Source organism: Streptomyces fuscigenes (assembly GCF_021556455.1).
GTDB classification, from domain to species: Bacteria; Actinomycetota; Actinomycetes; order Streptomycetales; family Streptomycetaceae; genus Streptomyces; species Streptomyces fuscigenes.
This window is the reverse complement of the sequence record NZ_JAKGCV010000157.1, coordinates 1-11,814: the sequence shown is the minus strand read 5'-3', so window position 1 is coordinate 11,814 and position 11,814 is coordinate 1. Positions and strand designations below refer to the sequence as shown.

Here is an 11,814-nt window from a genome sequence, read left to right as displayed (position 1 = left end):
GGCTGACCGCTGCCAGCAGCGCCGTGCGGATCCGGTTGCCCTCGGCCAGCTCGCGGGCCTGCGCGGCCTCCCCGATCAGCCGCTGGCGGTCCAGGACGACGGCGGCCTGCGCCGCGAAGGCGGCGAGTCGCCGGAGTTCGAGTACGCGGAGACGGCCACCAGGTCGGCGTTGATCGCGGCGCCGGCCCGGACGCCCGCGGCCGCGGCGCCGATCACCTGCTCGGCGAGAGCGGTGACGTTCCCGGCGACCCACACGCCCGGCACGTCCGTCGCGCCGTTCGCGTCGGAGGGCACGTGGGTGCCGATGACATGACCGGCCATCAGCTGCTCGGCGGCCTCCAGGCCCAGGGCCTCAAGGAGGCCGGAGCGCGCGGTCAGGCGCGGCGCGACGGTCAGGGCGCTCCTCGCCACCACCCGCTCGCCGACCCTGACGCCGGTCAGCCGGTCGTCCGTGACCTCGAGGCCCGTCACCTCGCCGTCCACGACCGCGATCCCGCGGGCCGCGAGCCGTTCGTACTCCTCGTCGCCGAATTCGCCTGCCGTGTGCCGGAAGAGGGTCACGTCGTCGCTCCACTGCCGCCACAGCAGCGCGTGGTGCGGGGCGAGCGGGCCGGTGGCGAGCACCCCGATCGGCGCGTCCCGCACCTCCCAGCCGTGGCAGTACGGGCAGTGCAGGACGTCCCGCCCGAAGCGCTCGGCGAGCCCGGGCACGTCCGGCGTGCCGTCCACCAGGCCGGTCGCCAGGAGCAGGCGGCGGGCCACGGCCTCGGTCCCGTCGTCGCGCACCACGAGGAAGCCGCCGCCCGCGGGGGCGGCCTCGCCGGGCTCCGTCCCCGGCGCGCCGCCCGGCAGCCGCTCGACGGAGGTGACCGTGCCGGTGACGACGGTGGCGCCGTAGGCCTCCACCTCGGCCCGGCCCCGGGCCAGCAGCTCGGCGGGCGGCGTGCCCTCCGCGGCCGGGTAGGCGTGCACGTGGCCCGCGGGGGCGTTGCGCGGCTGTCCGCCGTCGACCACCAGCACGGAACGACGGGCCCGGGCCAGGGCCAGGGCCCCGCCGAGGCCGGCCGCGCCCCCGCCGATCACCACCGTGTCGTACTGCTTCTTGCGTCCCGGCATGTTCGACTCCTCGCTGTTGCCGCGTACCGCCCGACAGCGGAGATGGTCGATCGCTCGCCGCACGTTCGGCAAACATTGTTGCCGAACCGGCAACTGATGTCCTGGCCGGCGACCCGCCCGGCCGCGCCCGCGGCCGTGCCCGCCGGCGTGGCGTCCTACGGCCGGACGACCATGAGCACTGCGACGACGAGCCACAGCAGGTTGAAGATCCCCGCGAGCATCGCGAGCCGGCCCGGCGCCGCCGGAGCGGCGGTGCTCACGGTGGCCGGTGCGCCCGCGAGCGCCGCCCCGCCGGCCACGGCACCCGGCTCCGGGTCCCCGGGCGTGCCGCCGCCGTCCAGCGCGTCGAGCGCGCTCTGCTGCGCGGGCAGCAGGAACACCAGGACGCCCGCCGCCACCACGGTCAGCACGATCGACGCGACCAGCCACGGCTTGCCGAGGCCGCCGTGCATGCTGGCGAGGCCGAAGCCGAAGACCGGGACCGCGACGGATATGGCGGCGTACACGCGGCAGATGCGCGCGAGGACGGCCAGCGCGCCGCGGGCCCCCGCGCGGTCCGTGCCGGCCAGCGCACGCCGCAGGACCGACGGGTACATGCTCGAAGCGACCATCACCGGACCCAGCCCGATCACCACGGCCAGGATGTGCAGGACGAGGAGGAGTTTCGACATGGCGCCGAGGCTATCCGTGCTCCTCCCGCGCTCTCGCGGGCGGGGAGTGCCCACGTCGCCGCAGGGCAGCCGTGGGATGCTGGGGCGAACTCTGACCATGGCCGGAAAGAGGGTGCGGGGAGACGATGGCAGCGACGCAAGGGGCCTCCGGACGGGCCAGGACGCGGCTCTGGGACCGCTTCTCGGCATCCGACCCCGGTCTCATCCGCCTCATGGCGGCCCTGCGCACCGTCGGCGCGATCGTCCTGACCCTCGGCGTGCTCGCGATGATGGGCACCCCCGTCATCCACCTCGTCGCCGGCGCGATGGGCGCCATGGTCGCCACCTTCGCCGTCCGTGAGAAGGAGCAGCACAAGCAGGCCGTCACGCTCCTTCTCGGCCTGCTGATGTCGCTCGTCTCGGTCTCGCTCGGCGCGCTGCTCGGCCACCTGATCGTGCTGAGCGACCTGGTGTTCCTCGCGCTGATCTTCGGCGCCGTGTACGCCCGCAGATTCGGCGACCGCGGGTACACGATCGGCCTCTTCGGCTTCCAGTTCTACTTCGTCTCGCTGTTCGTGCACGCGACGCCCTCGGCGCTGCCGCAGCTCTGGCTCACCCTCGCCATCGCCTTCGCGTGCAGCGCCGTCGCCCGCTTCGTCCTCGTACGGCAGACGACGCCCGGCATCCTCGGCCGGCTGCGCACCGCCTTCCGCGCGCGCCTGGCCCAGCTCGTCGCCATCCAGATCGAGATGTTCGACGCGCCGCCCGAGGACCTGGAGAAGGTCCTCGTGAACCTCAGGCGGCACACGGCGCGGCTGCACGAGGCCGCCCTGATGATCCAGGGCAGGCTCGGCGACAACGCCGAGGACCCCGAGGCCGCCGCCCGTGCCGACGTCCTGCAACGCCGGATCGCGGGCGCGGAGATCGCCGCCGAACGCCTCGGCTGGCTGCTGCTGAACGCCCGCAGCGCGGAGCGCGCCGACACCCTCACCCTGCACCTGCCGAACGCGCCGGTGCCCGCCCAGCCCGCGACCGGCGGGATCGGCGCCGACACGACGCAGATCCTGCGCCGCGACCTGCGGGCGCTGCACCTGCTGGTCACACGCCTCGGCCCCGAGCACCGCGGCACGGCCCAGACCCGGCTGCGCAACCGGCTCCTCGGCTACCGCGACGAGGAGAACCTGCCCTCGGGCCCGCCCGCCGTGCAGGACGTCTTCCGCGGCATCGGCGAGGCGGCACGCGCCGTGCTCGGCCTCAGGCTCGCGCTCGACGGGCCCGGCGACGAGTCCGACGACACGGCCGAGGCGACGCGCTCCCGCGAGGAGTTCGAGGCCGAGGAGGTCTCCGCGGGCAGTGCCGTCGAGGCCGAGGAGACGGGCCTGAAGCGGCGCTCCACCCGGGCCGCCTTCCAGGTCTCCGCCGGGTCGGTGCTCGCGATGACCGGCGGCGAGTTCCTGTCCGACCAGCGCTGGTACTGGGCCGTGCTGACCTGCTGGGTCGTCTTCTTGAACACGTCCTCAACGGGCGAGATCCTGGTCAAGGGCTACCGCCGGCTCATCGGCACCGTCTGCGGCGTGGTGTCCGGCGTCGTGCTCGCCGGCCTCGTCGGCAACCACACCTGGACCGCGTTCGCGCTGGTGCTGGTCTGCATCTTCGGCATGTTCTTCACCGCGCCGCTGAGCTACGCGATGATGTCGTTCTTCGTCACCTCGATGCTCGGCCTGCTGTACACGCTGCTGCACACCTACAGCATCGCCGTGCTGGTGCTGCGCATCGAGGAGACCGCGCTCGGCGCGGCCTGCGGCGTCATCGCCGCCCTGGTCGTCCTGCCGATCCAGACGGACCGGCGCACGGACCAGTTGCTGCGCACCGTGCTGCTGCGCCTGGGCGACGTCGCCGCCGCGGCCGTCACCCAGCTCAGCGGCGGCCCCACCGCCGACCTGCTGGACATGGCGCGCGATCTCGACACGGCCCTGGACGACCTGCGCCGGTCCGTGCAGCCGCTGACACACCCCTTCACGCCCCTGCGGGAGCGCCGGCAGACGGCCCGCTACCTCGTGGCGCTGCTGGAGAGCTGCGCCTACCACGCCCGTTCGCTCGCGGCGACCGCAGAACTCGTCCCGTACAGCAAGCGCGTCGCCGCCGACCCGCGCCTCGCGAGGGCCGGCGACCGCATCGCGCACAACATCGCCGTGCTGGCCGCGCGCGTCACCGACGAGCGGGCCGGGGGAGAGGCGGAGTCGGGCGCGAGCATCGCGTCGATGCTGGAGGAGACCGACCCGGCCGCCCTGCGCAGCGGGACGGTCACCTTCCGGGTCCTGCGCCATCTGCAGCGCCTGGACGAAGGGGTGATCGGCCTCGCCCGCCCGCTGGACGTCCCGCTGGCGAGCCCCGAGGAGCGCCGGGCGCGCACGACGGCGGCCTGAGCGGAACCGAGGGGCCCCACGTCCCCGGGCCCGCGATCCGGGGGCTCGGCACCGCCCCGGGGCCGGGGCCCGGGGCGGCGCCCGGGCGCAGCTCGCGGACCCCGGCCCCGGAGCCCGCCCGTCGCGTCAGGAGCCGAGAGCCGCCGCGACGACGCCCTTGGCCTCCTCCTGGACGCGCGCCAGGTGGTCGGGCCCCTGGAACGACTCGGCGTAGATCTTGTAGACGTCCTCCGTGCCCGAGGGGCGGGCCGCGAACCACGCCGACTCGGTGGTCACCTTGATGCCGCCGATCGCCGCGCCGTTGCCGGGCGCCTCGGTGAGCACCCCGGTGACCGGCTCCCCGGCCAGCCGGTCCGCGGAGACCTGCTGCGGCGAGAGCCTGGCCAGCACCGCCTTCTCCTCGCGGGTCGCGGGCGCGTCGATGCGCGCGTAGGCCGGCTCCCCGAACCGTGACGTGAGCCGTGCGTAGTGCTCCGACGGGGTGCGGCCGGTGACCGCGAGGATCTCCGACGCCAGCAGGGCGAGGATGATGCCGTCCTTGTCCGTCGTCCACACCGAGCCGTCCCTGCGCAGGAACGAGGCCCCCGCGGACTCCTCGCCGCCGAACCCGATCGACCCGTCCACCAGCCCGTCGACGAACCACTTGAAGCCGACCGGCACCTCCACCAGGGGGCGCCCGAGGTCGGCCGCCACCCGGTCGATCATGGAGGAGGACACCAGCGTCTTGCCGACACCGAGGCCGTCCGGCCACCCGTCGCGGTTGCCGTACAGGTACTGGATCGCGGTGGCGAGGTAGTGGTTCGGGTTCATCAGGCCCGCGTCGGGCGTGACGATCCCGTGCCGGTCGGAGTCCGCGTCGTTGCCCGTCGCGATCTGGAACCGGTCGCGCTGCCCGATCAGCGACGCCATCGCGTACGGCGACGAGCAGTCCATGCGGATCCTGCCGTCCCAGTCCAGCGTCATGAACCGCCAGGTCGGGTCCGTCAGCGGGTTGACGACGGTGAGGTCGAGCCGGTGCTCCTCGGCGATCCGCCCCCAGTAGGCGACCGAGGCGCCGCCCAGCGGGTCCGCGCCGATGCGCACGCCCGCCGCGCGGACCGCGTCGAGGTCCAGGACGGAGGGCAGGTCGGCGACGTACGTGCCCAGGAAGTCGTACGTGCCGGTCGTGTCGGCCGCCAGAGCCCGCGCGTAGGTCAGGCGCCGGACGTCCTTCAGGCCGGCCGCGACGATCTCGTTCGCCCGGTCCTGGATCCAGCCCGTGGCGTCCGATCCTGCGGGACCGCCGCTCGGCGGGTTGTACTTGAACCCCCCGTCGGCCGGGGGGTTGTGCGACGGCGTCACCACCACGCCGTCGGCGAGCCCCGAGGTCCGCCCCCGGTTGTACGTGAGGATCGCGTGCGAGACCGCGGGCGTCGGCGTGTACCCGTCCGCCGCGTCCAGCAGCAGGCGCACCCCGTTCGCCGCGAAGACCTCCACGGCCGTCACCTTCGCCGGCTCGGACAGCGCGTGCGTGTCCACCCCGAGGAACAGCGGCCCGTCCGTGCCCTGACCGGCGCGGTACTCGCAGATGGCCTGGCTGGTCGCGGCGATGTGGTCCTCGTTGAAGGCGGTCGCGAGGGAGGAGCCCCGGTGCCCGGACGTGCCGAAGGCGACCCGCTGGTCCGGCTCGCCCGGGTCGGGGTGCAGCGCGTAGTACGCCGTCACCAGCCGGGCGACATCCGTGAGGTCCCCCGGCTCGGCCGGCCGGCCCGCTCGCTCGTGTGCCATCTGCCCACTCCTTACGTCTCGGTCGTCCCGCCCTCGATCTGTTGCCACATCCTCTCAAGCCATGCCCCGACCAGGCCTCCTCTTGTACCGGAGGCGGACGGGCGGTGTGATGGAGGTCTGCCCCGTCACCAGGGTGAACCCCGGGACGGGGGGTACGCGAGAGCCGGAGGACGCCAGTGACCGCACACACCGCAGGCGCGCACGAGCCCGGCGGCCCGGCCCGCACCGGTCCCGGTCCGGCCGAGGTGGCCGCCGCGCTGCGGCGCGCCGGCGTGGCCGAGGTGGACACCGGCGTCCGGCGGCGCGCCGAGTACTCCTCGGACGCCTCCAACTACCGCGTCGTCCCGGCTGCCGTGGCCTTCCCCCGGCACGCCGACGAGGCCGCCGTCGCGCTCGACGCCTGCCGCCGGCTCGGCGTCCCGCTGACCTCGCGCGGCGCCGGCACCTCCATCGCCGGCAACGCGATCGGCACGGGCGTCGTGCTGGACTTCTCCCGGCACCTGGACCGCGTCCTGGCCGTCGACCCCGGGACCAGGACGGCCGTCGTCGAGCCGGGCGCGGTACTGGACTCGATCACCGCCGCGGCCGCGCCCCACGGCCTGCGCTTCGGCCCCGACCCCTCCACCCACTCCCGGGCGACCCTCGGCGGCGCCGTCGGCAACAACGCGTGCGGCTCGCGCGCCCTCGCCTACGGCAGGACCGCCGACAACGTCGTGGTCCTCGACGTGCTCACCGGCGCCGGGGTGCGCCTGACGGCCGGCCCGCACGCGCCCGTCCCGGTCGGCGCGGCGCCGACCGGGCCCGAGGCGGCCCTGCGCGCCGGGCTGGACACGCTCGTGCGCGAGCACCTGGCTCTGATCCGCACCGAGTTCGGCCGCTTCCGCCGCCAGGTCTCCGGCTACGGCATGGAGCACCTGCTGCCCGAGAACGGCGGGAACCTGGCGCGGTTCCTCGTCGGCACCGAGGGCACCCTCGGCGTGGTCCTCGGGGCGACGGTCGCGCTCGTCGAGGCGCCCCGGCACACCGCGCTCGCCGTGCTCGGCTACGCCGACATGGCCGAGGCCGCCGACGCGGTCCCCGCCCTGCTGCCGCACCGCCCGGTCGCGCTGGAGGGCATGAACGCGCGCCTCGTCGACGTCGTACGGGCCCGGCGCGGCGCGGCGCGGGTGCCCGACGTGCTGCCGCGCGGCGGCGGCTGGCTGTTCGCGGAGACCGCGGGCGCGACACCGGGCGAGGCGGAGGAGGCCGCGCGCCGGCTGGCCGGCGACGCGGGATGCCTCGACTCGGCCGTCGTCGCCGGCGCTGCGGCCCGCGCGCTGTGGCACATCAGGGAGGACGGCGCCGGCCTCGGCGGCCGGACGCCGGCGGGAGAGCCCGCCTGGCCCGGCTGGGAGGACTCCGCGGTGCCGCCGGAGCACTTCGGCACCTACGTGCGCGAACTCACCGCGCTCATGGGCCGGCACGGCGTCGACGGACTCATGTACGGGCACTTCGGCGACGGGTGCCTGCACGTGCGCATCGACTTCCCGCTCGCCCGCAGGCCCGAGGTGCTGCGGGCCTTCGTGACCGAGGCGGGCGACCTGGTCGGCCGGCACGGCGGGTCGATGTCCGGTGAGCACGGCGACGGGCGCGCCCGCGGCGAACTGCTGTCGCGGATGTACGGCCCCGACGCGCTCGCCCTGCTTGCGGGCGTCAAGCACCTCTTCGACCCGGACGACCTGCTCAACTCCGGCGTCATCGTGCGCCCGCGCCCCCTCGACGCCGACCTGCGGGTGCCCGCCGCGACGTCGCGTCCGCGCGGCCTCGCCTTCGCGTACCCGGACGACGGCGGAGACTTCACCACCGCCGTGCACCGCTGCGTGGGTGTCGGCCGCTGCCGCGCCGACGCCACCGGCGGGGGCGGGGTCATGTGCCCGTCCTTCTTGGCCACGAAGGACGAGAAGGACTCCACCCGAGGCCGGGCCCGGGTCCTGCAAGAACTCGCCAACGGCAGCCTGGTGGACGGCGGCTGGCGCTCGCAGGAGGTGGCGGAATCGCTCGACCTGTGCCTGGCCTGCAAGGGCTGCGCGAGCGACTGCCCGGCCGGCGTCGACATGGCCACGTACAAGGCCGAGGCGCTGCACCAGCGCTACCGCCACCGCGTGCGCCCCGCCGCCCACTACGCGCTCGGGCAGCTGCCGCGCTGGGCGCGGCTCGCCTCCCGCGCGCCCCGCCCCGTCAACGCCCTGATGGCGCTGCCGCCGCTGGCCGCGCTCGCCAAACGCGCCGGGGGCCTCGACCCGAGGCGCCCGCTGCCGCGCTTCGCGGAGCAGACCTTCAGGCAGTGGTTCGCGGGCCGGCCGGCGGCCGGGGGCGAACCGGTGACCCTGTGGGTCGACACGTTCACGGACCACTTCTCCCCGGAGGTCGGGCGGGCCGCGGTGCGCGTACTGGAGGACGCGGGCTACGGCGTACGGATCCCGCGAGGCCCGGTCTGCTGCGGGCTCACCTGGATCTCCACCGGCCAACTCGACGGAGCACGACGCCAGTTGAAGGGCAGCCTGCGGGCCTTGGAGCCCGCGCTCCACGACGGGACCCCCATCGTCGGCCTCGAACCGTCCTGCACGGCCGTCCTGCGCGGCGACCTCACCGAGCTGCTGCCCCGCGATCCCCGCGCCGCCGCGACGGCCGCCGCCACCCGCACCCTCGCCGAACTGCTCGGCGCCACCCCCGGCTGGACGCCGCCCGACCTCACCGGCGTGCGGGGCGTCGCCCAGCCGCACTGCCACCAGCACGCCGTCCTCGGCTGGGATCAGGACGCGAGGCTCCTGCGGGACGCCGGTGCGGAGATCGAGGCCGTGGGCGGCTGCTGCGGGCTGGCCGGCAACTTCGGTGTGGAGAAGGGGCACTACGAGGTGTCGGTCGCCGTGGCCGAGACCGCGCTGCTGCCCGCGGTGCGGGGCGCGGACGGCGACGCCGTGGTGCTCGCCGACGGATTCTCCTGCCGCACGCAGCTCGACCACCTGGCGGGCCGCGGCGGCACCCACCTCGCTGAACTGCTCGCGGGACACATGGGAGCGGAGGCCGCGGCGGCGACGGGGGCCGGCGGGCCCGGCGGCGGCCGCCGGCCCCCGGTGCCCGGCGCGTGAGGGGGCGCGGGGCTCAGCCCGAAACCGAGGGCCTTGCTCCAAAACCGCGTCGGGTCGTCGCGCATCGACAGCACCACGGCGTCGCCGACCCGCACGGCGTTCATGCCGAGCGCCGCGCGGACGGCCGCGGCGCGCCCGCCTCGAACTGGAAGAGTGCCTCGGCCTCGGAGCCCTCGGCCACCGACGCGGGCACCAGGGGTGCGTTCACGGAACCGCCCTTCTCGCCTGGAACGACGTGCACGCAGGTCGACACGGTGACGGAGGGCTCCCGGTTCACACCGCTCGACGCGCGGGGGACCAGGAACGGAACACGGCGGCCTGGCCGTGGTGCCCGCCCTCGGCGTCCACGAGGTTCCACATCGTGACGTCCTCGATCCAGAACGGCCTTCCGGAACTCGCGATCCGGCGGCCGCGGTAGCCCTCGGCGTAGCCCCGCTCGGCGACCGAGCGCACGAAGGAGTCCCGGTCCTCCTGGCCCGTGGGGGCCGCGGACAACCGGGACGGCAGGGCCGTGAAGGTGTCCCAGTCGTATCCGAACCGCTCCTGGGCCGTGCGGTTCGCGTAGACGAAGACCGGGTCGTCCGCGGTGTCGTGGGCCAGCAGGCCGAACGGGGCCCGTGCGTACAACCAGGCGGCGGCCTCCTCGTACGAGGACCAGGCGGGCGGGCACAGGGGCCTGCCCGTCAGGCACTCGTGGCTGGACAGGAGCAGCTCGCAGAAGGACGCGGAGGCGCCCGGCGGGACCGGGGCGCCGGCCGGCCCGCCGGCGGGGTCGAACGGGGAGGTCATGGTGTCCAGTATGCCGACCAGCGAACTCCTGTACGAACCCGTGTGGCGCGCCGGACTCGGCGCGGGTGCCACCGGGCCCGGCACCCGGCGAGGACCCCGGGCCGGCGACCGGTGAGGCCCCGGGCCGGAAACGGCGGGGCCCCGGGCCGGCGACCGGTGAGGCGCGCGGACGGTGGGCACGCGCGCCCCACCGGGGTCCTTCAGGCGCCCGGGAGCAGCGCCCCGTCCCGGACGGCGCGGCCGGCCCACACCGGGCCGTCGGGGTAGCGGAACTCCACGAGCGCGCTCTCGTGCATCCGGGCGCCGAAACCCGGCGCGGTCGGTGCCGCGTAGTGGCCGTCCACGATCCGCACCGGATCCGTGAAGTGCTCGTGCAGGTGGTCCACGTACTCGATGACGCGGTCCCGCGTGGTGCCGGAGACCGCGACGTAGTCGAACATCGACAGGTGCTGCACCATCTCGCACAGCCCCACTCCGCCCGCGTGCGGACACACCGGCACACCGAACTTCGCCGCGAGCAGCAGGACCGCGATGTTCTCGTTCACACCGCCGACCCGCGCCGCGTCGATCTGCACCACGTCCACGGCGCCCGCCTGCAACAGCTGCTTGAACACGACCCTGTTGGCGATGTGCTCGCCGGTCGCCACCTTCACCGGCGCGAGCGCACGGCGCACCGCCGCGTGGCCCAGCACGTCGTCGGGCGACGTCGGCTCCTCGATCCAGTACGGCTCGTACGGTGCGAGCCGCCGCATCCACTCCACCGCCGGGCCGACGTCCCACCGCTGGTTGGCGTCCACGGCGATCCGGATGCCCTCACCCACCGCCGCGCGGGCCACCCGCATCCGCCGCTCGTCGTCCTCGACGTCGGCCCCGACCTTCAGCTTGATCTGCGTGAAGCCGTCGGCGACGGCCTCGCCTGCCAGGCGGGCCAGCTTCTCGTCGGAGTACCCGAGCCAGCCCGGCGTGGTGGTGTACGCGGGGTAGCCCCGCTCCAGCAGCCGCGCGGTGCGCTCCGCGCGGCCCGGTTCGGCGGCCCGGAGGATCTCCAGCGCCTCGTCCCTGGTGAGCGCGTCGCTGAGGTACCGGAAGTCCACCAGGTCCACGAGGCTTTCGGGTGTCATCTCGGCGAGCAGCCGCCACAGGGGCCTGCCGGCCCGGCGTGCGGCCAGGTCCCAGGCGGCGTTGACCACCGCGCCGACCGCCATGTGCATCACGCCCTTCTCGGGGCCGAGCCACCGCAGCTGCGAGTCGTGCACGAGATCGCGGGACAGACCTCCGAGGTCTTCGCACAGCTCGTTCACGGACCGCCCCACCACGTACGGCGCGAGCACCTCGACGGCCTTCGCCTGCACGTCGTTCCCGCGGCCGATGGTGAAGGCCAGGGAGTGGCCCTCCAAGCCGCCGGGCGCGTCGGTGCGCAGCACGACGTAGGCGGCCGAATAGTCGGGCTCGGGGTTCATCGCGTCGGAACCGTCGAGGTGTTCGGAGGTCGGGAACCGGATGTCCAGCACGGCCAGTTCGGTGACGCGGGCGGACGGCGGCGGGGGCGGCGGGGCAGGCGGCATGGTGACACTCCAGACGAGGCGGTGGCGCGACGGCTCCGGGGCCAGGCGGCCGGTGTCAGCCTAGGGCGCCATACATCCAATGTCTAGCGAGAGGTGGGATGTATGGCGGCCGTGAATGACGACGTCGCCTCGGCTGACCTGGGGTTATCTCTATCTCCACGTCGCACTCACACCGATACATGGGAGGTGTGGTGCGGGTGGGGGAGTGTGTCCGCCGCATGAGGGCGTGCCGGGGCGCCCGGGTACTCCGCCCGTCGCGCGCGACCGGCCGCCCGCCCCGAGGGGCCGCACGAGCCGGGAGGGCCGGGGTCTTCCGTCCCGCACGGGTTCGGCGGGAACGGGCCCGCCTCCGGCGGCCCGCCGGCGGGCGGCG

At 75.0% G+C, this 11,814-nt stretch carries 7 protein-coding genes; 2 read left to right on the top strand and 5 right to left on the bottom strand.

Annotated features, from left to right (window positions below):
• Positions 1–75: 75 nt before the first annotated feature.
• Together L1885_RS14935 and L1885_RS14930 are read right to left on the bottom strand one after the other, a co-directional pair.
• Positions 76–1,116, bottom strand: a complete 1,041-nt coding sequence (locus tag L1885_RS14935) for an NAD(P)/FAD-dependent oxidoreductase (RefSeq protein ID WP_235797592.1) — start codon at positions 1,114–1,116, stop codon at positions 76–78.
• A gap of 155 nt (positions 1,117–1,271) precedes the next feature.
• Positions 1,272–1,787 (bottom strand): hypothetical protein, encoded by a 516-nt coding sequence (locus tag L1885_RS14930; protein WP_235797591.1) that lies wholly within the window; start codon positions 1,785–1,787, stop codon positions 1,272–1,274.
• Positions 1,788–1,912: 125 nt separating this feature from the next.
• Here L1885_RS14930 and L1885_RS14925 point away from each other — a divergent pair, with 125 nt between their 5' ends.
• Positions 1,913–4,192, top strand: coding sequence for an FUSC family protein (locus tag L1885_RS14925; protein ID WP_235797590.1), 2,280 nt, complete (start codon positions 1,913–1,915; stop codon positions 4,190–4,192).
• A 126-nt stretch (positions 4,193–4,318) separates the two neighbouring features.
• Here L1885_RS14925 and pgm read toward each other — a convergent pair whose 3' ends face one another.
• The gene (gene pgm, locus L1885_RS14920) at positions 4,319–5,959 is read right to left on the bottom strand and encodes a phosphoglucomutase (alpha-D-glucose-1,6-bisphosphate-dependent) (protein WP_235797589.1); all 1,641 of its coding nucleotides are present in this window, start codon (positions 5,957–5,959) and stop codon (positions 4,319–4,321) included.
• Positions 5,960–6,135: 176 nt separating this feature from the next.
• Here pgm and L1885_RS14915 point away from each other — a divergent pair, with 176 nt between their 5' ends.
• Positions 6,136–9,087 (top strand): FAD-binding and (Fe-S)-binding domain-containing protein, encoded by a 2,952-nt coding sequence (locus tag L1885_RS14915; RefSeq protein ID WP_235797588.1) that lies wholly within the window; start codon positions 6,136–6,138, stop codon positions 9,085–9,087.
• Positions 9,088–9,360: 273 nt separating this feature from the next.
• On the opposite strand, the gene L1885_RS14910 is transcribed toward L1885_RS14915, so the two are convergent.
• Positions 9,361–9,876 carry an MEKHLA domain-containing protein gene (locus L1885_RS14910; RefSeq protein ID WP_235797587.1) on the bottom strand — a complete coding sequence of 172 codons (516 nt, stop codon included), beginning with the start codon at positions 9,874–9,876 and terminating at the stop codon, positions 9,361–9,363.
• Positions 9,877–10,076: 200 nt separating this feature from the next.
• Complete coding sequence (locus tag L1885_RS14905) at positions 10,077–11,441, bottom strand: L-fuconate dehydratase (protein ID WP_235797586.1); 1,365 nt, start codon at positions 11,439–11,441, stop codon at positions 10,077–10,079.
• Between the last annotated feature and the right edge of the window lie 373 nt (positions 11,442–11,814).